This is a genomic window from Arthrobacter sp. Y3223065 (assembly GCF_059090885.1).
In genome coordinates, this window is the sequence record NZ_JBNHGC010000001.1 from 402857 (window position 1) to 424430 (window position 21574).

Annotated in this window: 19 protein-coding genes, 1 tRNA gene and 1 other RNA gene; 14 read left to right on the forward strand and 7 right to left on the reverse strand. The window is 62.0% G+C overall.

What is annotated here, in order from left to right; genetic code table 11:
- Nucleotides 1-18 precede the first annotated feature (18 nt).
- On the reverse strand, nucleotides 19-783 hold the full coding sequence (locus AC5RUK_RS01840) for a YaaA family protein (RefSeq protein WP_494151232.1): 765 nt from the start codon (nucleotides 781-783) through the stop codon (nucleotides 19-21).
- 126 nt (nucleotides 784-909) lie between these two features.
- Between AC5RUK_RS01840 and rnpB the strand changes: the two genes are divergently transcribed.
- Nucleotides 910-1301, forward strand: an RNA gene (gene rnpB / locus AC5RUK_RS01845) — RNase P RNA component class A.
- Between the two features lie 26 nt (nucleotides 1302-1327).
- On the opposite strand, the gene AC5RUK_RS01850 is transcribed toward rnpB, so the two are convergent.
- Complete coding sequence (locus AC5RUK_RS01850; RefSeq protein ID WP_494151528.1) at nucleotides 1328-2080, reverse strand: glycerophosphodiester phosphodiesterase; 753 nt, start codon at nucleotides 2078-2080, stop codon at nucleotides 1328-1330.
- A 45-nt stretch (nucleotides 2081-2125) separates the two neighbouring features.
- On the opposite strand from AC5RUK_RS01850, the gene AC5RUK_RS01855 reads away from it, so the two are divergent.
- The 3 genes from AC5RUK_RS01855 (at nucleotide 2126) to AC5RUK_RS01865 (ending at nucleotide 6408) form a co-directional block, all read left to right on the forward strand.
- Nucleotides 2126-4189 carry a L,D-transpeptidase family protein gene (locus AC5RUK_RS01855; RefSeq protein WP_494151233.1) on the forward strand — a complete coding sequence of 688 codons (2064 nt, stop codon included), beginning with the start codon at nucleotides 2126-2128 and terminating at the stop codon, nucleotides 4187-4189.
- 357 nt (nucleotides 4190-4546) lie between these two features.
- Nucleotides 4547-6007 (forward strand): glyceraldehyde-3-phosphate dehydrogenase, encoded by a 1461-nt coding sequence (locus AC5RUK_RS01860; protein ID WP_494108683.1) that lies wholly within the window; start codon nucleotides 4547-4549, stop codon nucleotides 6005-6007.
- Nucleotides 6008-6207: 200 nt separating this feature from the next.
- Nucleotides 6208-6408 carry a hypothetical protein gene (locus AC5RUK_RS01865; RefSeq protein WP_494108444.1) on the forward strand — a complete coding sequence of 67 codons (201 nt, stop codon included), beginning with the start codon at nucleotides 6208-6210 and terminating at the stop codon, nucleotides 6406-6408.
- 54 nt (nucleotides 6409-6462) lie between these two features.
- Here the strand turns inward: AC5RUK_RS01865 and def are convergent, their stop codons facing one another.
- The 3 genes from def to orn all read right to left on the reverse strand — a co-directional run bounded on the left by def (nucleotide 6463) and on the right by orn (nucleotide 8014).
- On the reverse strand, nucleotides 6463-7035 hold the full coding sequence (def, locus tag AC5RUK_RS01870) for a peptide deformylase (RefSeq protein ID WP_494108443.1): 573 nt from the start codon (nucleotides 7033-7035) through the stop codon (nucleotides 6463-6465).
- 140 nt (nucleotides 7036-7175) lie between these two features.
- Nucleotides 7176-7248 (reverse strand) — tRNA-His (locus AC5RUK_RS01875).
- Between the two features lie 151 nt (nucleotides 7249-7399).
- Nucleotides 7400-8014: an oligoribonuclease gene (gene orn / locus AC5RUK_RS01880; RefSeq protein WP_494151234.1), complete on the reverse strand. Its 615-nt coding sequence runs from the start codon at nucleotides 8012-8014 to the stop codon at nucleotides 7400-7402.
- Nucleotides 8015-8224: 210 nt separating this feature from the next.
- Between orn and mptB the strand changes: the two genes are divergently transcribed.
- From mptB to AC5RUK_RS01925, 9 genes are all read left to right on the forward strand, one after another.
- Nucleotides 8225-9757 carry a polyprenol phosphomannose-dependent alpha 1,6 mannosyltransferase MptB gene (gene mptB, locus AC5RUK_RS01885; RefSeq protein ID WP_493987002.1) on the forward strand — a complete coding sequence of 511 codons (1533 nt, stop codon included), beginning with the start codon at nucleotides 8225-8227 and terminating at the stop codon, nucleotides 9755-9757.
- Between the two features lie 36 nt (nucleotides 9758-9793).
- On the forward strand, nucleotides 9794-10210 hold the full coding sequence (locus tag AC5RUK_RS01890; protein ID WP_493987003.1) for a DUF3224 domain-containing protein: 417 nt from the start codon (nucleotides 9794-9796) through the stop codon (nucleotides 10208-10210).
- Between the two features lie 118 nt (nucleotides 10211-10328).
- Nucleotides 10329-11177: an ABC transporter permease gene (locus tag AC5RUK_RS01895; protein ID WP_493977410.1), complete on the forward strand. Its 849-nt coding sequence runs from the start codon at nucleotides 10329-10331 to the stop codon at nucleotides 11175-11177.
- 14 nt (nucleotides 11178-11191) lie between these two features.
- Complete coding sequence (locus AC5RUK_RS01900) at nucleotides 11192-11944, forward strand: ABC transporter ATP-binding protein (protein ID WP_493987004.1); 753 nt, start codon at nucleotides 11192-11194, stop codon at nucleotides 11942-11944.
- Nucleotides 11941-13014 carry a glycosyltransferase family 2 protein gene (locus AC5RUK_RS01905; RefSeq protein WP_494151235.1) on the forward strand — a complete coding sequence of 358 codons (1074 nt, stop codon included), beginning with the start codon at nucleotides 11941-11943 and terminating at the stop codon, nucleotides 13012-13014. The genes AC5RUK_RS01900 and AC5RUK_RS01905 overlap by 4 nt, the downstream gene beginning before the upstream one ends.
- Entirely contained in the window at nucleotides 13011-13835 is an 825-nt protein-coding gene (locus AC5RUK_RS01910) for a CDP-alcohol phosphatidyltransferase family protein (protein ID WP_494108440.1), read from the forward strand. The genes AC5RUK_RS01905 and AC5RUK_RS01910 overlap by 4 nt, the downstream gene beginning before the upstream one ends.
- Entirely contained in the window at nucleotides 13832-14767 is a 936-nt protein-coding gene (locus AC5RUK_RS01915) for a glycosyltransferase family 2 protein (protein WP_494151236.1), read from the forward strand. Before AC5RUK_RS01910 ends, AC5RUK_RS01915 begins: the two co-directional genes overlap by 4 nt.
- 77 nt (nucleotides 14768-14844) lie before the next feature.
- Nucleotides 14845-15306 carry an FAD synthase family protein gene (locus AC5RUK_RS01920; protein WP_493987008.1) on the forward strand — a complete coding sequence of 154 codons (462 nt, stop codon included), beginning with the start codon at nucleotides 14845-14847 and terminating at the stop codon, nucleotides 15304-15306.
- 111 nt (nucleotides 15307-15417) lie between these two features.
- Nucleotides 15418-16698 (forward strand): polysaccharide pyruvyl transferase family protein, encoded by a 1281-nt coding sequence (locus AC5RUK_RS01925; protein WP_494151237.1) that lies wholly within the window; start codon nucleotides 15418-15420, stop codon nucleotides 16696-16698.
- On the opposite strand, the gene AC5RUK_RS01930 is transcribed toward AC5RUK_RS01925, so the two are convergent.
- Nucleotides 16695-17747 (reverse strand): acyltransferase family protein, encoded by a 1053-nt coding sequence (locus AC5RUK_RS01930; protein WP_493987009.1) that lies wholly within the window; start codon nucleotides 17745-17747, stop codon nucleotides 16695-16697. The genes AC5RUK_RS01925 and AC5RUK_RS01930 overlap by 4 nt on opposite strands.
- A 238-nt stretch (nucleotides 17748-17985) precedes the next feature.
- Here AC5RUK_RS01930 and AC5RUK_RS01935 point away from each other — a divergent pair, with 238 nt between their 5' ends.
- Entirely contained in the window at nucleotides 17986-19311 is a 1326-nt protein-coding gene (locus AC5RUK_RS01935) for a glycosyltransferase family 2 protein (protein WP_494108436.1), read from the forward strand.
- A gap of 11 nt (nucleotides 19312-19322) precedes the next feature.
- On the opposite strand, the gene AC5RUK_RS01940 is transcribed toward AC5RUK_RS01935, so the two are convergent.
- On the reverse strand, nucleotides 19323-21434 hold the full coding sequence (locus tag AC5RUK_RS01940; RefSeq protein ID WP_494151238.1) for an acyltransferase family protein: 2112 nt from the start codon (nucleotides 21432-21434) through the stop codon (nucleotides 19323-19325).
- Nucleotides 21435-21574 lie beyond the last annotated feature (140 nt).

Sequence of the window (21574 nt, forward strand, 5' to 3'; positions counted from 1 at the left end):
CAGGCCGGGTCCGCATTCCTAGGCGGCCAAGATGACGTTCAGCGCGTGCGCCTTGCGGGCCGTGCCTTCGACAAGTTCAGCCTCCCAGACTTCCTGTGCTGCCTTCACCAGTGCAGCCGGCGTCGCGGGCGCCTTGCCGCGCCTGGTCACCAAGTGGCGGGCGAGTTCGCCACGGGTGTGCTTGGCGAAGTGCGAGACCACGGTGCGTTTGCCGTTCCGCTCTTGGAAAACGTTGACCACTACCGTCCGGGCAGGGTCAGGAGTCCAAGCGGCGGCGTAGGTGCTTGAGCGGCAGTCCACCACCAGGTGGCCCTCCGCATGGGTGTCGAGCGCCTGGGGGAGGCGCTTCTTCCAATAGGAGGCAAGCTTCCCGGTTTCCGGCAGGCCCACGGACATGGACAGCCGGTAGGCCGGGATGCTGTCTGCGAAACCGATCGCGCCCCACAACGCTGAGATGACGACGACGGCGGTGTCCGCCTTGCGCTTCTGTGCCGCGGTCATGGATTGGTAGCCGAGGGCGTCGTAGAGCACACCGGAGTAGACAGTGTGCGCCGGGGCGGAGGGTTCGTCGTGCAGCCGGGTGTTGCGTTCCACCTCCGCAGCCAGCGAGGCTCCCACGCCCAGACGGGCGAGAGCCTCCGGGCTCCGGCTGACGCGGGCCAAGGCGGTCAGCACTTCCTCGCGGGCCGGGTTCAGCTCCGGAAACTGCAGTTCCTGCAGGTCGAACGGGTGTCCCTTGACGGCAGCGGTCTTCCCTTCGGAAGGCGGAAGAAGAATCAGCACCGTAAGAGCCTACCGTCGGGCGTCGCGGCCGAACGAAAGGCTGCCCGCCGCCGTCGTCCCTGAAGGGAAGCGGCAGAAGCGGGAATTACGGGTGACGGGGGAGCAGGCCGTATCCTGAAGGCGGGACGGGTTGGCTGGGCGATCGCGTCGGGCTGGTCCGCGAGGATGAGTCCGCCGAGGAAAGTCCGGGCTCCACAGGGCAGGGTGGTGGGTAACGCCCACTCGGGGAAACCCGCAGGCAAGTGCCACAGAAAACAGACCGCCAGGACTGCTTCGGCAGGACCTGGTAAGGGTGAAACGGCGGTGTAAGAGACCACCAGCGCCCCGGGCGACCGGGACGGCTAGGTAAACCCCACCCGGAGCAAGGTCAGACAGGGCACGATCGAGGGCTGCTCGCCCGAGTGTCCGGGTAGGCCGCTTGAGGGTACCGGCAACGGTGCTCCTAGATGGATGATCGCCACCCGGCGGCGGGCAACTGCCGCAGGTGACAGAACCCGGCTCATAGGCCAACCCGTCCCTTTCTCATCTGGCGCCATCTGCGGAATCACTCGGCTGCGAGTGCCTCAGACAGCATCCACGGATCGTCCGTAAAGACGCCGTCGGCCCCTGCCTCCAGCAGCGAAGCTGCTTGTTTCGGATCGTTCACAGTCCACGGCCACACTGTTAATCCGGCTTCCTTCATGGCAGCGATGCTCGTGCTGTCGACGTCCTTATGCGGACCGATGTGTGAGATTCCGTCTTCCCTCACCGTCGCCGGATCGATCTCGGCGTTCGCGCCAACGAGAAATAGAACGTTCAGTCCTTCGTTTGCCAAGCGCGTCGCGAGGCCGTAGTCGAAAGATTGAACGATGACGTTCTGTTCTATGCCGCGGCGGGTTATCGACTCGACAAAGCCGTCCACATCAATGCCCGACTCCTTGATTTCCGGTACAAGAACGTGGTTCTCGCCGTACTCATCCGCAATTTGCTCCCAAGTGGTGGGTGTGCCGGGCGCACCCCCTGCCGGATGACGGATCGCAGCCTGGCGCCACTCAGCGAGCCTGATGCTCCGCGGTTCTCCCGCAATGCCGCTCATGGTCCTGTCCACCGTTTCATCGTGGAGGGGGACCAGAGTTCCATCACCGAGAACCCGCAAGTCCATCTCGATGGGAAAGTCGGACTCCGCCACGGCTTTGAATGCTTCGGATGAGGATTCGGGGTATACCAGAGCCCCGCCCCGATGGGCCACCATCGTAGGTCTTTCGGGAGCAGCGCAGGCGGTCAGAGCCAACAACAAACCTGCGAGACATGCGATCATTCGTTTCACCCGTTGAGTCTAAGGTGCGTCCGACTATGCCCATGAATGAAACAGCCTCGCCGCGGGGGAATGGCGAGTCCATTCATGCCGCCTAACATTCCGCGGGCCTTAGACGACAGTGGTCGATACAGTCTCAGCTGGTTCCATCGCCAGCCTGCATCTCTCGCCGGGGGAACTATGAACCGCCCTTCGCTCTCGCCTACTTCGCTGCGCTCCATGTTGCGCGTTGGCCTGACAACAGCAGTCCTCACGACGCTGCTCGCCTCGACCCTGCCCGCCTTCGCTTCCAGCGAGGCGGCACCGGTCAGTCAATCTTCCCAAGCGCCCGCTCCCGCTGATCCAACACCGGACAGCATGCCGAACAATGGCGAAAGCCCCGTCCCGACCGAGGCCCCGCCCGCCGAAACGACCCCGGAACCCGAGCCGACACCAACGACCATTGCTTCTCCACCTTCGACTCCCGCGGTCCCATCCAGCGGCGCGTCGGAGGAGCCAAACGTTCCCGCAACCCCGACACCGTCGGTGCTGCCCACAGAACCGGAGAAGGCACCAGGGGAGCGTTCTAATGCGCTCGTGCAGCAGAGCGCCCCCCAGGAAGCTCCCGAGACAGATGAGACGCTGGCAGAGCCACCGCATGTAGCGGCAGGGCAGAAGACAATCGCCGCGAAGGCCATGGCCTTAAAGCTCAGCCCGGTCAATGACTTCCGTTGCACGCTCAAGGACAACGGCTGTGTCCGCACCTACACGGACAGCGGCGGGACGGCGCGGATTGGTATCTACTGGTCGGCGGCTACGGGCGCTTTCGCCGTGGATCTCAAACATGCGATCTACAAGACTTTCCAAGCTGCCAAGTACGAAAACGGCAAGTACGGCTATCCCATCGCAGACATGAAGGTCGCCTCCGACAAGAGCGCCTCGCAGCGATTCCAGGGAGGCACCATCAGCTACACGCCTCCGCACATTGTCGCCGGCAAAAAGGCCATCGAAGCCAAAGCAAAATTACTCAAGCTGATTGCGGTCAACGATCTCAACTGCCGCCTGGTGGACAACGGGTGCGTCCGTACCTACAAGCCGTCCTCGAAGAGTGCCAAGCGGATCGGCATCTACTGGAGTGCGAAAACCGGTGCTCGAAGCATGGACCTTCAGCACCAAATCTTTAAGAAGTTCAAGACTTCAGGATATGAACGCGGGACCTTGGGCTACCCGACGGCCGACATGAAGTGCGGCCTCAAGTCCAAGGGATGTGTCCAGCTCTTCCAAAAGGGGACGATCGCGTACTCGCCCTCTACGGGCGCCAGGATTCTCACTGCACAGATGAATTACAGCTGGAAGGCCCGCGGTAGCCAGAACGGCACGTTGGGCTACCCCTTGCAGGACGCCGTGAAGCGCAGCGGCAAGACCACGCAGGTTTTCCAGGGCGGCTCCCTGGTGGCGGCTCGGGTGGGCGCCGTGATGTACCCGAAGAATGAGTGCTGGGCGATCGGCGCGAACAAGACCCGCTACGCGCATGGCTGGGCCAACCGCATTTCCTTCACCATCGCGGAGAAGTACGGAACCTCCAAGGCCAGCTTCATCAACTGCGTGCGGGTTGGCTCCGTCTACAAGCAGGAATGGAAAACGGGCAAGGCGACCGTGGGACTCAAGGGGTTCAAACGCCCGGGAGTGGCATCCGGGCACACCCAGTACCGCTGGTCCCCGCAGGGCAGTTTCACTGTCCATGAAGCATTCGGTGAGGGTAACCCCGGCACGGACCTCAAGTACAAGAAGCTGAACAAGCGGTCCAGATGGTCCGGTACGCTCGGCTCCTCCTACAACAAGTACTACGAAGCCGGTTCTGTGGGTTATGAACGGTGGCCGGACGAGAACATGTGGTTTTTCATGCGCCTGCCGACCGGGGACTACCGCCAAGGCGCTGTGATCGACTACAACCGCGGGCCGGGGCAAACTATCAGGCAGGGAGCGGGATTCGCCATTTTCCTGCACGCCAACCCCGTTCCGACGGCGGGTTGCATCGCACTGGACCTCAAGAACGTGGTCCGGTACCTCAAGACCGCGGACCCCGGGGACAGAATCATCATGGGCGTCCGGCAGGACATCTTCAAAGCCTGATCCTTCGAACGGCCGACGGCGGCGCGTCCCTGAGCGGGGAGCACCGCCGTCGGCGTGAGGCGGCGGACCCAGCCGGCCGGCAATCCCCAACCCTGTGAGGCAGTTCACGTGTAACGGTGCGTACGTGCTCCGCGTAGTCTCTAGAATGGATAACGGATAGGCGTGAGCCGCCGCCGATCGAAAGTCGGCGACGGGAACGGGCAGATCCACAAAGCTTCCCGCCGGCACTTGGCGGTGGCGTGCCGCGTGGCCGGACAGACTGTCGGGCCAACCGGCGTCGTCGTGAAAATCCACGGCGGTGACAACCGGGCTCGAGGGAGAGCCCGGCTGATGTAGGAAGGTAATTCTGTGAACCAGATGTCAGAGTCGGCCCTGGATACGTGGACCAACCGCGAGGCACTTGCCGAAGCGATGATCCCGATGATCGGGCGCTTGTACCGCGAAAACAACGTAGTCACCTCCATCCACGGGCGCAGCCTGATCAACCAGTCCGTGGTGGGCATCCTGAAGGCGCACCGCTTTGCCCGCCAGATTGATGACACCGAACTGCCGCTGGAAGAGACCTTCCCCGTGCTGCAGGCGATGAGCGAGCTGGACCTCGGCGCAGGTTCCGTGGATTTGGCCCGCCTGCTGGTGAAGTTCAAGAACGAGGGTGACGGCGCCGAGCTGAAGGACTTCGTGCGCACCGAGCTGGCCGATATCGTCGGCAAGCGCGGCGCCGACGAGCGCACCAGCACCGACGTTGTGCTCTACGGCTTCGGCCGCATCGGCCGTCTGCTGGCCCGGATCCTGGTGGGCCACTCCGGCGGCGGCCACGGCCTGCGCCTGCGCGCCGTCGTAGTCCGCAAGGGCAGCGACGACGACCTGGTCAAGCGCGCCAGCCTGCTGCGCCGCGACTCGGTGCACGGCCCCTTTGAGGGCACGATCTCCGTGGATAAAGACAACAACACCATCCAGGCCAACGGCACCCTGATCCAGTTCATCTACTCCAACGACCCGGCGTCCGTCGACTACACCCAGTACGGCATCAAGGACGCCATTGTCGTGGACAACACGGGCAAGTGGCGCGACGAGGCCGGGCTGTCCCAGCACCTGCAGTGCCCCGGCGTCTCCCGCGTGCTCCTCACCGCTCCGGGCAAGGGCAGCCTGAAGAACATCGTCCACGGCGTGAACCACTCGGACATTACCGACGAGGACAAGATCGTCTCCGCCGCCTCCTGCACCACCAACGCCATCACCCCGGTCCTCAAGGCTCTGAACGATAAGTTCGGCATTGCCCACGGCCACGTGGAAACGGTGCACTCCTACACCAATGACCAGAACCTGATCGACAACTTCCACAAGGGTTCCCGCCGCGGCCGCTCCGCCGCGCTGAACATGGTGCTGACCGAGACCGGTGCAGCCAAGGCAGTGGCCAAGGCCCTGCCGGAGCTGGAAGGCAAGCTCACCGGCAACGCCATCCGCGTCCCCACCCCGGACGTTTCCATGGCCATCCTGAACCTGAACCTGGAACACGACGCCACCAAGGAAAGCCTGAACGAGTACCTGCGCGGCATGTCGCTGAACTCGGACCTGCGCAAGCAGATCGACTACATCGACTCTCCCGAGGTCGTCTCCACCGATTTCGTCGGTTCCCGCCGTGCGGGGATCGTGGACGGCCTGGCCACGATTGCCAGCGGCAAGAACGCCGTGCTCTACGTCTGGTACGACAACGAATTCGGCTACAGCTGCCAGGTGGTCCGCGTGCTCGAGGAGATTGCCGGCGTCAACCCGAAGATCTTCCCGGCCGTGCTGGAACCGGTGGCCGAGACGGTCTGATCGCCCTTACTCGGCAATAACGACGGCGGAGCCGGCGGCATGCGAATGCCGCCGGCTTCTGCCGTTTAGAGGCCGGTGGCATTGGGGGACTCTTGCTTAATGGCCGGTTCGTCGCGATCCAGACGGCCCTGAAGGTTGAAGCGGTCCACGGAACCACTGACGCTATGGCTTTGCGGCGGCGCCGTTCCTACAATGGCCGCATGGTAGAGATGACGCGTTGGGAACGGGCGCAGGTCAATCATAAGGAGGCCCAGCGGCTGCTGGATGCGGCGCAGGACGCCTACGCCCGCGGCTATGTGACGGAGAAGCGCGTTGACGAACTCAAACGGCTGCGGGACATCGCGCTGGAAGATCTGCACCGTTGCGAAAAGGACCATAGGTCCAGTCTCACGGACAGCTGACCCGGATCCGCCCTCTGGGATTGGGGACCTCAGTGCGCAGAGGGCTGCGGACGGCTAGTGGCCGAACGGGTCCGGATCGACCCCGGGCAGCCACGTGTTGCCGGGAACGCCCCAGCCTTCCCTCTTGATGTTCTTCCGCGCCCGCTTGCCCCACCGGTCATTGAGCCGGTCGATGTAGAGCTTGCCGTCCAAATGGTCGTACTCGTGCTGCATCACGCGGGCGAACCAGCCGGTCGCCTCGAAATCCACCGGGCTGCCGTCCGCGTCGAACCCTCGGACGCGGGCCCACTCGGCCCGCTTCAGGGGGTAGCTGTGTCCTGGCACGGACAGGCAGCCCTCGTTTTCCTCGTCGGGGTCGGGTTCCGCGCCCGAGACCTTGCCGAGTACCAGGGTCGGATTGACCAGTACGCCCCGCGGCGGGACGTCGTCGTCGTTGGCGAATTCATAGGTGAAGATTCGCAGTCCCACCCCGATCTGCGGCGCAGCGAGCCCTACGCCGTGTGCCTCGTCCATCGTCTCGAACATGTCATCGATGATCGCGCGGAGCTCGTCGTCGAAATTCTCAACCTCGGCTGCACGGCGGTGCAGCACCGGCTCGCCGGTGATAGTGACGGGGCGGACGGTCATTTCTCTCCTTCACTCAGGATGATTCGCCTGGGCGTGCGCTGTTTAACCATCAGCGCGAGGCGTCGCCGTCGGGCCGGACATGCGAAGAGCCGCCCCGGCTTCGGGACGGCTCTGCCTGCCGGCTGCTGCCGGACCTTCGGGGTGAGTAACGGGGATTGAACCCGCGACCTCCTGGACCACAACCAGGCGCTCTGCCAGCTGAGCTATACCCACCAAGTGCCCTCTTGTTCCTCCCGACAGACCCCGCTCCAGCGGTTCCTGCCGGTCTCCAACCAGTAAGGCAACGCAGACTAGTTTACATGCTTTTCATCTGGCTTTTGCCACTTTAGGCCATTCCCGCAGGTAAAGTGGCACAGCTAACATCTTAGGCCCCGGAACTGGCGCCGATGCTTGCGGCGATCTTCTTGGCGGTGGCTGAATCCGGGCCGGGGGAGGGGACGAAGACGGCCTGCCGGTAGTAACGCAGCTCATTGATTGAGTCCTTGATGTCGCCTAGTGCCCGGTGTCCGCCGCTCTTGGCCGGCGCTTGAAAATAGGCCCGGGTGAACCAGCGGCGCGAGAGCTCCTTGATCGTGGAAACGTCGATGATCCGGTAGTGCAGGTGATCAATGACGCGGGGCATGTCGCGGGCCAGGAAGGTGCGGTCCGTGCCAACGGAATTGCCTGCCAACTGCGCCTTGCGGGGTTCGGGAACCCACGCCGTGATGTATTCCATCACTTTGTCTTCGGCCTCGGCCATCGTCATGCCGTGCGGGAGCTCGTCCAGCAGTTTGGACGTGGTGTGCATGGTGCGGACGAAGTCGTTCATCTGGGCGAGGGCCTCCGCAGTGGGCTTAATGACGACGTCGACTCCCTCCCCAAGGATGTTGAGTTCCGAGTCGGTCACCAGGACGGCGACCTCGATGAGCGCGTCGGCTTCAAGGTCCAGTCCGGTCATTTCGCAGTCGATCCAGACAATATGTTCGTTAGAGATTGGCACTGGACAAATGTATCGCGTCAGGGTGCTGGCGCGCGGGACAGGCGGCAGGGAATGCCGAGGCCCCGGTGCTAACATGCAGAGAGCACCTCAAGCAGGCGTGCCTCCCACGCTGCCTTCGACTGACCGTTCCGAGGCGTGCAGACCACCCCAGCGGCACGCGCCGCACCGGACCAGGTGTACTGACCCCGGAGTGATTGGACCGCCGAGAAGATGACTGCCCCAAGACCCGCGACTGAACCTTCCAGCTCCCGCAGCGGAAGCGTCGTCAAGGAACGGTCTACCCGGAGCATCCTCGAGGGCGCCATTGGCTCGTTCATGATGTTCCTTGGGTCGCTGGGGGTCGGGTGGCTGGCCTCGGTGTCCGAACTGCGGCGCTGGCCCCTGCTGATCTTCCTGCGGGTGGAACTGGTCGGTGTGATCCTCTCGGTGGTCCTGCTTGCCCTCGGGGGCATGATCCTGGTGCGGGCCTGGCTGCGGCTCGGTCAACAGTTCACGGTTTGGGGCGAGTCCGCACGGCGGGCAACGCTGACCGCTATCGTCGCCTGGGGCACCCCGCTGGCACTGTGTATCCCACTGTTCAGCCGCGACGTCTACGCCTACATCGCCCAAGGCAAAGTCATGGTCAACAACCTCAATCCCTACGTGGATGGGTACGACCAGTTGCAGAACTATCTGCAGACCGGCGCCGACGACCTCTGGGCACGCAGCCCAACGCCTTATGGGCCGATCTTTCTCTGGATGGAGGAGTTCATCGTCTGGCTCACCGGCGGCCATCCGGAATACTCCATCATCATGTTCCGGATCCTCGCGATCGGCGGTGCCGCGCTGTGCGTCTACTATGGGCCGAAACTTGCCGAACTGCACGGCATCAACCCCAACCGGGCGTTGTGGCTGGCCTGTGCAAATCCGTTGTTCCTGACCACCTTCATCGCCAGCATTCACAACGATGCCCTGATGCTGGGATTGGCCCTTGCCGGCCTCTACCATGCGGCGAACCGACGGGTACTGCTGGGCATCTTGCTGGTGACGCTTTCTATTGGCATCAAGCCGATCACCCTGATCTTCCTGCCATTTGTCGGCCTGTTGTGGGCGGGCAAGGGGGCCAGTTGGCCGCGCAAATTCGGCTACTGGGCCATGACGGCCGGAATTTCCTTCGGGCTGCTGGCAATTTTGGGAGCGATCAACGGGCTGGGATTCGGCTGGGTGGGAGCCTTGAGCCAGCAAGGAGCCGGCCTGATGATCTGGTATGCCCCGGTCGGGCTGCTGGGGATCTTCCTGGGGCTGGTCTCCGGCGGCTTGGGGTTCGACGGCGCGATGGTGCAGTCCGCCGTCTACACGGGCGGCAGGGTAGTGGCCGTGCTGATTGTTCTCTACACCATGTTCCGCGGCAGCTACGACCGGATTGTTCGTCGGCTCGCGCTGGCGCTTGCCGCCGTGGTGTTGCTTGGCCCAATGATCCAACCTTGGTACATCGTTTGGCTGCTGCCGCTGTTTGCGGCCACAGGGATCCGGAATGACTGGCAGGTACAGACTGTCTACGCGGTGACGTCCTTCCTGATGATCTACGCGATCACAGACCAGCTGGACATCTTCCCCTACATCGAATTCGACCTCGACATGGCGCGGCTTCTCGCCTGCATCGTGGCCGTCGCCTTCGCGCTGTACCTGGTGTTTCTGGATCCGAAAACCCGCAAACTCTTCCGCAAGAAATATGCCGACTCACACGACCAGCGACTCTTCTGACGCACTCGGCAACCGATCTAGGAGAAACAGGGCATCATGACCGAGGCCGAACACATCATCGCCGCCGACTTCGACGTCACCGATTGGGTGCCGGAACCCTATGAGGTCGAGGGAACGAGCTCGGACCTGAGCCGGGTCCGCGTGACCAAAGTATTTGACGGATTGATCACAGGCACCAGCCGCGCAGAACTGCTGATGGCCGGCAACAGCACCGGTGCCGGATACGTTGCATCCGAAGTGTTCAGTGGCTCCGTGGATGGCCGCGAAGGCACGATGGTGATCCAGCACTGGGGACTGGCGGAGGGGGAAATCGCTGTCAGCGACGGGCACATCATCCCCGGCTCCGGCACGGGCGGCCTCGACGGGATTGTGGGGAAGGCCACGTATTCGCAAGACACGGCGGGGCAGCACAGCCTGGAACTGCGTGTGTTCTTCCGGGACGTCGAGGGCTGACCCCCGCGGCTGCTCGTAAGCTGGACCGGTTCGATCTACTACACTCAGTAGAGGCGCGGCGGGGTATGGCCCCGTCGCGATTAGCGTTTATTTGACTGACCTGTAAGGGACATGTGGCATGAGCCTTGCCGAGGAAGCGGCGCAGAACAATCTTGAGCGGGTTGGACAAAGACCACCCCTGCGCGAGTATCTGGCCGAAGTCTGGCGTCGCCGAGAACTGACGACATCCATGGCGAAGTACCGGATCCAAGCGGGCAATGAGGAAAACCGCCTGGGTATGGCTTGGGTCGTGCTCAAACCGACCATGAACGCTCTGATCTACGGTCTCGTTTTCGGTTTGCTGCAGGGCGACCGGCGGCCGGAGAACATCGTTGCCTACATCGTCATCGGTGTGTTCCTCTTCGAGTTCTTTGCCAGTTCCTTTTCTCATGGCGCGGATTCGATCATGCGGAACAAGGCCTTGGTACAGACGCTCGCCTTTCCACGGATCACCCTCCCCTTGGGAGCGGTCATTCAGCAGCTGATGAACCTCGTGCCGATCCTCGTGGTGATGGCCCTGATCGTTTTGATCTCGGGCAACCCGTTGAGCTGGAGTTGGCTGCAAATCATCCCTCTGGTTGTCCTCATGACCATGTTCAACACGGGGGTCGCGCTGATCTCGGCGCGATTGACCGTGCACTTGACGGACATCAAAGAGATCATCCCGATCATTACCAGAGTCCTGTTTTACACATCCGGGGTCTTTTTCCAAGTGGACCGTATCCTCGGCGCATTCCCCTGGCTGGTTGCTGTCTTTGACTTCCACCCCTTGTACGAATTCTTGTCCTTGGCGCGTTCTGCCATGCTCCCTGATCACGAGGCCGACCCCACCTACTGGTTCTACGCAACCATCTGGAGCGTTGGACTGCTGGTAGTCGGGGTGGTTTTCTTCTGGAAGGCCGAAGAACGCTACGGCAGGATCTACTGAGGAGCGACGGAACAATGACAGAAACGGCACATAGGAGCAAGCCCGTAGTCATCGCGGACTCCGTCCACGTGGAGTACAAGGCCTACGCGACGGGCAGGGGACTGAAGGAAAGCTCGCGAAAAATCCTGACTCCGCATAAGGCTTTGCGCACAGTCCATGCGCTGAGGGGGGTCAGCTTCAAAGCGTACGAAAACGAGTCGATAGGCATTATCGGTTCGAATGGATCCGGCAAGTCAACCTTGATGCGTGCCATTGTTGGATTGACTCCGACGACGCGTGGCGCGATCTATGCCTCCTCCCGGCCCAGCATGCTCGGAGTTGGTGCGGCCCTGATGCCGAAGCTGTCCGGCGAAAAAAACATCATCCTCGGCGGCCTTGCGCTCGGCTTCACCAAGGCCGAGATGATGGAACTCAAAGACGAAATCATCGCGTTCGCCGAACTCGAGCAGTTTATCGATCTGCCGATGGGAACGTATTCCTCCGGAATGCAGGCCCGCTTGAAATTCGCGATCGCTGCTTCCAAACAACACGACATCCTGATCGTGGACGAAGCCCTCGCCGTCGGGGATCAACGCTTCCGGCAGCGCAGTGAAGCACGCATTAGGGAGATGCGCGAGAACGCCGGAACCGTCTTCCTGGTTTCACACTCCATGAAGTCCATCAAAGACACCTGCAGTCGCGTGCTCTGGATCGAAAAGGGTGAACTGCGCATGGATGGCGAACCGGCGGAAGTCGTCAAGGCATACCAGGAGTTGCGGAATCAGTGAGCCGAAGTCCCGATCTGAGGGCGCTTGCCGGCACGCCTGGCGTCTCGTACATCATGCCGATCCTTAATGAAGCCGGGCATGTGGCTGACGCTGTTGCGAGTGTCCTCGCACAGCATTATGAGGGCCCCAAAGAAATCGTGTTGGCTGTAGGTCCATCGACTGACGGAACGAGCGCCATCGTGGAGCAGTTGAAGCAGCGCGAACCGCGGGTAAAAACCGTTGAATCCTCGACCGGCAGAACGCCTGTTGGTCTGAATTTGGCGATCGCAGCCAGTCGTCATCCAATAGTCGTCCGAGTTGATGCCCATACCGAACTCGACGCCGGCTACACCGCCCAAGGTGTAGCCACCCTTCTGCGCACTGGAGCTGCGGACGTGGGCGGGCTGATGGACGCACAGGGCCGGACACCTTTTCAGCGTGCGGTCGCCGCGGCCTACCATTCCCCCTTGGGGCTGGGGGGCGCGGCTTACCACAGCGGCGCTCCGGAAGGACCGGCGGAATCTGCATATTTGGGCATCTTTCGTCGCGAAGCGTTGGACGCCGTCGGGCACTACGACGAAACGTTTTGGCGCGGCCAAGACTGGGATCTCTGCCTACGCCTGCGCGAGGCCGGATATTCTGTCTGGTTCGACCCCAAGCTCAGCGTTACCTATTGGCCACGCAGCACTTGGAACACGCTCGTCCGACAGTTCTACGCCGCGGGGACTTGGCGCGCTGAACTCGCCCGCCGGCACAAGTCGGGCAAGTCGACGCGGCACTTCCTGCCGCCGCTGCTGATCGCAGGCCTGGGGACAGGGATCCTTGCCGCCGTTCTGACACTCGCAGGGGTAACGTCAAGCTGGCCGATCTGGCTCGTTGCCGGGACAGCGGCGCTTGCACTGATCCCGCCGTTCTACGCCTTGGGAGTGGTCCTGGCCGCGGCAACGGCCAAGGGGCAACTGCGGATGCGGGACCGGCTGTGGCTTCTAGCGGTCCTGCCATCCATTCACATCAGCTGGGGACTTGGCTACATCAAGGGAAGGCTGTTTGGCGCCCACGGGACCGTCGACACCGGTCGGAGGAAAAGATGAATACGCCTTCCCGTCCCGGCCGCCCAACCTTGGAGCAATTGAGGGCGGTCGCCCAGCCTCCGGAAGTACGCAGCCGCAAGAACGCCGAGCACTGGACGGCCGAGCTGTATCTGCGCCACATCTCCATCTACCTGACCAGCGTGCTGGTGCGCACGCCGATTTCCGCGAACGGCGTCACCGGGTTGATGATCCTCTCGGGTTGGGCGATTTCGGCATCGTTGCTGATTCCCGGCATCTGGGGCCCGCTGCTGGCGGTGTTCTTTTCCCAGTTGCAGCTGTACTTCGACTGTAGTGACGGCGAAGTGGCCCGCTGGCGCGGCACACAGGGCCCCAAGGGAATCTTCCTGGACAAGATAGGCCACTACACAACGGAAGGGCTTATCCCCATAGCGCTGGGTATGCGCTGCATCGGGGAGTTCCGCCTTCTGCAAGCCGACCCTGGCCAGGCATATATGCACCTCTTCCTCGGCACCGCGCTGGCGCTGCTGATCGTGCTGAACAAAGCCCAGAACGAGATGGTCCATGCCTCGCGTGCGCTGGCAGGACTCGAGAAACTGCCCGACACGGCGGAGGCCAAAGCGGTTCCGTCGGCTACCCTCGTGGGCAAGTTGCGACGCCTCGCCAGGTTCCTGCCCTTCCATCGGGTCCTGCACTCCGTGGAGATGAGTTTACTGATCCTCGCCGCAGCCATTGTGTCCCTCCTCGCCTCTGCTCCTGGAGTGGGGGAACGCTGGCTTCTGTACGTTCTGGTCCCCGGGGCACTGTTCGTGAACCTGGGACATTTCGTCGCAATCATGGCTTCGCCGAGGTTGCGGAAATGAACGCGAGGAGACAGAACACTTCCGAGAGCCTGACGGCGCCAGACGACGTGGGCACGAAGCCGACGTTCGGCGTCGTTATTCTGACGCAAGGCACACGCCCGAGGGAACTGTCGCGGGGATTGAAATCGCTGCAGAACCAGCGGGGAGTGTCGTTGGATGTGGTCGTTGTGGGCAACGGTTGGCAGCCCGCGGATATGCCGGCTGGCTTCAAAGCGCTGTACCTGGAGGAGAACCTCGGAATACCGGCTGGCCGGAACGCCGGTGTGCCGCATGTGACCGGAGAATACCTCTTCTTCCTGGACGACGATGCATGGTTGCCAGACGACGACTTCCTGCTGAACTGTGTTCAGCTCTTCCAGGCCGAACCGGACATCGGCATGATCCAGCCCCGCATCGAGGATCCTAGCAATCCGGATGCGCCGCAGCGCTGGATTCCGCGACTCCGCAAGGGCTCGGCGGACAAGTCCGGAAACGTGTTCTCCGTCGTCGAAATGGCCATCACGATGCGCCGCGACGTCTTCGACCTAACGGGCGGCTGGCCCGCGACGTTCTGGTATGCACATGAGGGCATCGAGTTTGCCTGGCGGGTTTGGGACACCGGCTTTCGAACGTGGTACGCCGGGAACCTCCGCGCCGGACACCCTGTCATAGACCCGCGGCGGCATGAACAATTCTTCCGCCTCAACGCCCGCAACCGGGTGTGGTTGGCACGGCGAAACCTGCCCTGGCCGTTCAGTTGGGCTTATGTGGCTACGTGGACGCTGGTCCAGATAGCCCGATCCCGACGGAACCGGCCCGAGCTGAAGCCGTGGTTCGCCGGTTGGCTCGCTGGCTGGCAACAAGACCCTTGGGGGCCGGGTGAATCGCAGCGGAAGCTGGCCTGGCGGACTATCGTGCGGATGGGGCGGGCCGGCCGGTGGCCGGTCATCTAATCGCAGCCGACCCAGCGGCGGTGGATACACTGGCCAGCAGACCTACAACGTCCAAGCAAAGAATCAGGGGCAAGCGCGTGAGCAAGACTGTGCTGACCTATGGAACATTCGACCTGTTCCATATCGGTCACTTGAACATTTTGAAGCGTCTCAAAGGTCTGGGCGACCGGTTGATTGTCGGCGTATCCACGGATGAATTCAACGCCATCAAGGGCAAGAAGCCGGTGGTTCCCTTCGAGCAGCGCATCGAAATAGTCCGGTCAATCCGGTACGTGGACGAGGCGATCCCGGAAGAGAACTGGGAACAGAAGCGCTTTGACATTGAGAAGTACGGCGTCGACGTCTTCGGCATTGGCGAGGACTGGAGGGGCAAGTTCGATGATCTGGAAGACAAAGTGGAAGTTGTCTACCTGCCCCGAACGTCCGGCATCTCTACAACCGAGATGAAGCGTGTGCTGAGCGCGTTTGATGAGCGCCACGTAGACGAGCTCAAGCGAACCCTCGACAGCATCAGCCAGATCGTCAAAGAGCTGTCCTAGCTGCAGGGAAAACAAGCCGGCCGCAGATCCGTCTGCGGCTTCCTTCGGCGCGTCGCTCACCGGTTGTCTGAGCGCGGGTCCTAGAATCGCCGACAACCGATAGTGCGAGGAATGACTGTGACTGTAGGTGCCGAAACTTCTGTGCTGGACGACATCGCCAGTGCGCTCGAGCAGTTGGTACCAAAGGGTGTGCGTGTCCGGCGGCATTCGCCGGACTGCGTTGCCTTGGATGCAATGATTCACGGTGACCGTGTGGCCTTCGACCTGATGATGCTGGCGAATGAGATACGCCTGACGGTCTTTGGACGGACCCATACGGCGCGGACTTTGGTCAGATCCTTAATCGCTTCGGGCGGAACACGCCTTCAGCGGGAAGGACAAAAACATGTGCTCAAAAGCTGGAGCGCCGCCGACCATGGCTTGGTCGCCAAAGAAGCGAACGCGCTGATCGACAGCTTCATCAAAAGCGCAGCGTGGCGCAGCATTGAGTCCAGGACCGAGGTGCTCGGCCGTGGGGAAGTGCCCGCTTTTTGGTGGGACGGACGGGTTAACTTCGGCGACCTTATCGGCCCATGGCTGGTGTCGTCTTTGACCGGTAAACGCCCGGTGAACGTCCGCGGCTCGCTGGCTCATCCCGGGGCCATCATGTCGGTCGGGTCGGTCATTAACATGCTGGAGAGGCCGGGCTACCACATCTGGGGATCGGGTTTGCTGTCTCCGCTGGACGGACCCAAAGTACGGCGCCTGCGCGCCCGGAAACCAACCCAAATCACGGCTGTCCGAGGCCACCTCACCCGCAGGGAGATCGTCTCGGGCCTTGGTTGGGACGTTCCGGAGGTACTGGGCGATCCCGCTCTATTGCTTCCAAGAATTTTTGAACCTAGGCCTGCAGAGGCTGCTGGCGGCGTGATCCTCCTGCCGCACTACAAACACAAAGCTCTGCTGCCTGAACAGATATCAGACGATATCACCACCGTCGATGTCGAGCAGGAGGCGGCACAGGTGGTGAACGAGATCGCGTCGGCATCGCATGTGCTCGCCACTTCGCTCCATGGACTGATCGTTGCCCAGGCTTACGGCGTTCCTTGGACTTGGGTGCAAATCGAAGGCAGCGAGTTGGCCGGTGACAGATTCAAGTTTCAGGACTTCTTTTCCACACTCGATGACTCCGCTGTCCATCGAATGGCGTTGACGCCAGATGAGATATCGGCTGGGTCGCTTCGAGCAGCGGCCCGCCATTCGACGCTGCCGAAAACACTGGTCGACCTCGATCGCCTCTGGGATGCCTTCCCTCACGACGCCGTGTTCGGAAAGCGCCTACGGCGTTCACAGCTCCGAAGGAGCCTGACGGCGCGGGTCCGACGCGTCGCCAAGCGCGTGGCCGCCCGCTAGGACTGTTGGGTCACCTTCGGCCGCGAGGTGAATCTCTTCAAGAAGGTCAGGGGCTCAACCGCCGGTTCAGCGATCCGCTGTACGGGCTTGGACGCAGCAACTCCGCAGAACAGCACCGCCGCGAAGATGAACAGACCTGCCCTCACTGTTGGCTGTCCGGTTTCGGTCAACGAGGTTGCCCCGATAACCGTCAGGACGGGCAGATGAAGTAGGTAAGGATACATGGTGGAACGGCCAGCATCGGCGATCCAACGCCCCGCCTTGGTCGGCGTCCCTGGTTGTCCTGGCAGCACCAACATAAAGGACGTGGCAAGGGCGGTGCCGACAACCAGCGCACCGAGGCGCCATAGCATCCCTTCACCTGGGAGGAGTCCCAAGGCCTCGTAGCCGGCATTGCCTAGGAACGGTCTGCGCCAAAAGTCTTCATGGAGGAAAACGGTCGTGATTGCCGCCATCAACAGCATCAACGCGCCGCCAAAGCGCCAACGACGGTCCAAACGCCACGCCGAGATTCTCTCCACCAGCCAAGGGCCCAGCAGGAACAACGGCAGGAAGTACATGATCCGGGACAGCGAGAGGAATCCGCCAATGTGCTCGCTCAGTCCGGCGACCAGGGCCAGAGACGTCGCCAATGGCACCGCGTAAGGAATCCCCCTGAACCATGGAGCGAGCAGGCGCCATCCGGCGAGTGCAACCAGAAACCAGAGTCCAAATGTTTGGGATGTAAAGGACCAGCTTGGGGTCGCGCCCTTCACGACGTAGTTCATGCCAAAGGCGATGAGCTGGAACACGATATACGGAAGGAGAAGCTGCCAGAAGATCTTTCGCAGGTTCTCGCCGTTTGCTTCCGTTCGAGCTGCACCCCACCCAGCGAGGAGGACAAACACCGGAATGTGAAACATGTAGACGAAGTTGGAAACGACGAGCGCCGCGCCGCTGTCCCCGCGGATTTGGCCCATCGCGTGGCCTACGACGACGAGGACGATGGCAGCCCAACGAGCCTGGTCGACCCACGTTTGCCTGGTCCGAGAGTTGGAGATCAGTGTCAATGCGCTCCCAGTCGTAAATAATGAACGGCTTACAGCCTAGCCCCTCGGGCATCGAAGTTCCCCTCTGTCACAGCGGCGGATACTCTGGTAGTCGCTAAGCTGAATCGGTCAAAGTGAGGGTTACATGGTTCTCGGCAAGAGATGGGCAGACGTAGCGCTAAAGGTGGCAGACCGTGCGAAACCGTCAGCGCACCGACGCATGGATTCAGGACCATCGGCTAGTGCCTCGACAGCGCGGGTGGCAGTTGTGGTTCCCGTCTATAACGCCATGCCGTATCTGACAGAGCTGCTCAATTCGCTGGAAGCACAGGACTTGGCCAAGGCCCTCTTCGAGGTCATTACAGTCGATGATGGCTCCACCGACTACAGCGGCGAGATTCTCGATGTTTATGCTGCCCGGCTCAGCAACATGCGGGTCATTCATCAGGCGAACAGCGGGTGGCCCGGAAAACCACGCAATGTAGGCATGGCTGCCACTACGGCCGACTATGTATTTTTCTGCGACGCCGACGACAAGCTTGGTCCGCAGGCACTGCGCCGGATGCTGGAGTTCGCAGATTTGCACGGTACGGATGTACTGGTTCCCAAGATGGTTGGCATTGGCGGCCGCCGCGTGCAGAGCGCCTTGTATCAGGAAACACTCGTGGACGCAGACCTGCGCACCATCCTTCGGTCCCTGTCACCGCAAAAAATGATTAGACGCGACCTGTTGCTGGGCAACGGCATTCGCTTCCATGAGGACAAGGTCCGGCTCGAAGACGGCATGGTCATCTCCCAGTGCTATCTGAAAGCAAAGCGGATTTCTGTTCTGGCGGACTATGACTACTACTTCATCCGCACGCGGACGGACGGTGCCAACATCAGCAGTGCTGTCACCGTTCCGGAAGGCTATACGTGGTCAGTGGGGGAGATCGCCAAGATTCTTCTGTCCGGAGCGCCCGAACCCGAGTTGGCCCGGATGTTGGTGCTTGACCTCTACCGTCGCAAGTGCCTCCGCGTCTACGAGCCCCACCGATACCTGAAGATGTCGGAGGACATCCAACGCCGCTGGGTCCATGCGCATGCTGAGTTCGTGGAAAAGTACATTCCGGCGGAGCTGGCTTCCAGCCTGCCCGAGCCTGCGCAGCGCAAGACCTCCATCATTCGTGACCGTGACGCCGCAGCAATGCTTGAGGTGGTTAGATCGGAGGAAGCGCTGGAGGTCGACCCCAAAGTCACCAGTACGACTTGGGGCCCCGGCGGTTTGGACCTGCAGCTGAGCGTCAGCTCGCCGGCTGACAGCCTTAGCATCCTCCTGCGCACCCGGGACGGAAGCATCGAAGAGAGGCTGCCCGGTCAGTCAGCGTCTGGTCCGGGGCGGTTCAGGTGCACTATCGGCCAAAGCGTACTCGAGACGCTGGGAGGCCACATCGTCGACGTATTCGGGGAACTGTCCGAGCAGGGGCGACCTGGCAGCCCACGACGAGTGGGTGTGGTTCCGGAGGTGCAGATGGGGAAGGGACCGGGCGGTGAACGTCCTTACACCACTGTTCACGGCAACGTAAGCGTAGACCTGCGCGGCTGAAAGGCAGGCGCTCAGCCTTTCAGCGCCGCCAGGACTGCGCTTTCCAGGTACGGTGCGAGCGTTTCCGCGTATGTGCTTGTGATGTGCGACGCGTCGAAATAGGTGACGACTGATCCTATGACTGCTGGGCAGGTGCCATCCGCACAGAAATAGCCGTCCATGTTCACCGTCCGGATCTTTGGATGGTCCAGCTCTATCGCGGCTGTGGTGACCGGGTCCATCCAATACCATTCGTCAGGCGTGCCCGAGCATTGTTGAGGGTTGTCGGGGTTCTCGGCGAGGCAGTCCGGAATCGAAGGAATGGTATTTCCAGGGAAGGGCGGGTCCTTGATCACGACGACGTTGGCGCCGCTGTCCGCCCAGCGGGACAGGTAGTCAAGGTAGCCATCGACGGCGGGTTTTTCGGTGCTGTCCCACGATTCGCCTTGCACCGGGACAGACTGACGTTCCGAAGTAACGATCAGGTCGAACGCATCGCCGGCGGTTTCGTCCAGCACCCAGTCGCCGTAGGCGGCGCAGTTCGCCGTCTTTTCCTCGGTATCGAACTGCAGTGGCACCGATGTCGGGTTGCACCTGGAAACCAGGTACGTGGAGATCGTCCAGTCATTCTGTTCAGCCAGCACCTGCAGCGCGGGAAGCCATTGACCGGCGTGCGAGTTTCCTACTAGCGCGACTTTGGTGGGCCCATCCCCGTACGTGCATACGGGGCGGTCGGTAAACGGCTGGTTCGACCAGCAACCGTCGGCGTAGGCGTCGGATTTGTCGTCTTTGGCCAGCGATGGCTCCGGTACTACCGGCGCTTGGGGGTTTGGTACGCATTCGTCAAATCCCTTGGCGATGGCGGCGGCACCAAAACAGGGATCACCATTGTTCACCATGGCAGTGAGCTGTTGTTCAGCCTGTGAGGTGCGGTGGTTAACTTCTACCAATTGCGCGCCGCCCACTGCCGTGAGGAGCACCATGCCCACTGCCGCGAATCGGTACGTGGGCACCAGACCATTCTTGCCGGAGGGAAACCGGAATCGGTCCTCAACGAACGTCTTGCTGAGTCCAGCCAGCACCAGCGTCGCAACCAGAATCAGCGACTTGTCGAGCCAGCCCAGTTCGCCGCCGCTGACGTACGGCAGAAGAACGATCAGGGGCCAGTGCCACAGGTACACGGAGTAGGAAACCTCGCCCAGCCATTGGACTGGGCGGTTCCGCACAAACCGGGTGGGGGAGAGCCTTCCCTCAGCAGCGGCAAAGATCACCAGCGCGGTGCCCAGGACCGGCAGTAAAGCGGTATAACCGGGGAACGGCGTTGCTCCGGTATAGAACACGCCTGCCCAGACGATTGCAGCAATGCCGGCCCACGCGAGTGCTGCGCGCGCGGCACCAGGCAGGTAATGTGCCACGGTCGGCGCCACCAGTGCCACCAGTCCGCCCATTCCCAGTTCCCACATCCGGGTGGGCGTGATGAAGTAAGCGCTGCCGGGTTCAGCAGCGGTTGCGGCAACGGAGAAGGCAAGGGAGAGGACCACGACGGCGGCAACCGCCGCCAGAAGCAGGCGCCGCGCGTTCAACGACCGCTTATGCGCGAACCAGAACACGACGAACACGAGGACCGGCCACAGGAGGTAAAACTGCTCCTCTACCGATAAGGACCAGAAATGCTGGGTGGGGGTAGGTGCGTTCTCGGCGGCCAGATAGTCGACCGAACTTCCGGCCAGCACCCAGTTCTGCACGTAGAGTGCCGACGAGATGATCTCCTTGGCGATGGCGCCCCATTGCGTGGGCGGGGCCACCAGCCTCGACGCAACGGCGGTGGCCGCCAAAACGACGAACGCTGCCGGCAGGAGACGACGGATCCGGCGCCCCCAAAACGCGGTTAAGCCGTGCCAGTCCATCGGCGGCCGCCTCACCAGATGGGAGGTAATCAGGAAGCCCGAGATGACGAAGAAGACGTCCACTCCGACGAACCCTCCGGTCAACCGGTCGGGCCAGAGATGGTAGGCAACCACCAGGGACACGGCTATGGCGCGTAGTCCCTGTATGTCCAGCCGAAGCCCGGTGCCGGCCTTCGGCATTGAGGGGGTGGTCTTGGGCGGTGCTGCTACAGCGATGGTCTGGCTCCTGGCGGTCACGTCCGAATAACAGCGGATAGTCTATCGAACCGTCACGTCGTGACGGGGATGCGAAGGAGGCAGGTCGATTCAGGTCAGGCACAGGCAGCATTGCTAAGCTATTGCAGTCTTGGGCGCCGAAGAGTGGCGGTGCCAGTGGC

What these genes read in the sequence shown, in the direction of transcription:
- AC5RUK_RS01850 (WP_494151528.1), bottom strand. Translation starts at nt 2,080, where the DNA reads ATGATCGCATGTCTCGCAGGTTTGTTGTTGGCTCTGACCGCCTGCGCT.
- AC5RUK_RS01855 (WP_494151233.1), top strand. Translation starts at nt 2,126, where the DNA reads ATGAAACAGCCTCGCCGCGGGGGAATGGCGAGTCCATTCATGCCGCCT.
- AC5RUK_RS01860 (WP_494108683.1), top strand. Translation starts at nt 4,547, where the DNA reads ATGTCAGAGTCGGCCCTGGATACGTGGACCAACCGCGAGGCACTTGCC.
- AC5RUK_RS01865 (WP_494108444.1), top strand. Translation starts at nt 6,208, where the DNA reads ATGGTAGAGATGACGCGTTGGGAACGGGCGCAGGTCAATCATAAGGAG.
- def (WP_494108443.1), bottom strand. Translation starts at nt 7,035, where the DNA reads ATGACCGTCCGCCCCGTCACTATCACCGGCGAGCCGGTGCTGCACCGC.
- mptB (WP_493987002.1), top strand. Translation starts at nt 8,225, where the DNA reads ATGACTGCCCCAAGACCCGCGACTGAACCTTCCAGCTCCCGCAGCGGA.
- AC5RUK_RS01890 (WP_493987003.1), top strand. Translation starts at nt 9,794, where the DNA reads ATGACCGAGGCCGAACACATCATCGCCGCCGACTTCGACGTCACCGAT.
- AC5RUK_RS01895 (WP_493977410.1), top strand. Translation starts at nt 10,329, where the DNA reads ATGAGCCTTGCCGAGGAAGCGGCGCAGAACAATCTTGAGCGGGTTGGA.
- AC5RUK_RS01900 (WP_493987004.1), top strand. Translation starts at nt 11,192, where the DNA reads ATGACAGAAACGGCACATAGGAGCAAGCCCGTAGTCATCGCGGACTCC.
- AC5RUK_RS01910 (WP_494108440.1), top strand. Translation starts at nt 13,011, where the DNA reads ATGAATACGCCTTCCCGTCCCGGCCGCCCAACCTTGGAGCAATTGAGG.
- AC5RUK_RS01915 (WP_494151236.1), top strand. Translation starts at nt 13,832, where the DNA reads ATGAACGCGAGGAGACAGAACACTTCCGAGAGCCTGACGGCGCCAGAC.
- AC5RUK_RS01925 (WP_494151237.1), top strand. Translation starts at nt 15,418, where the DNA reads ATGACTGTGACTGTAGGTGCCGAAACTTCTGTGCTGGACGACATCGCC.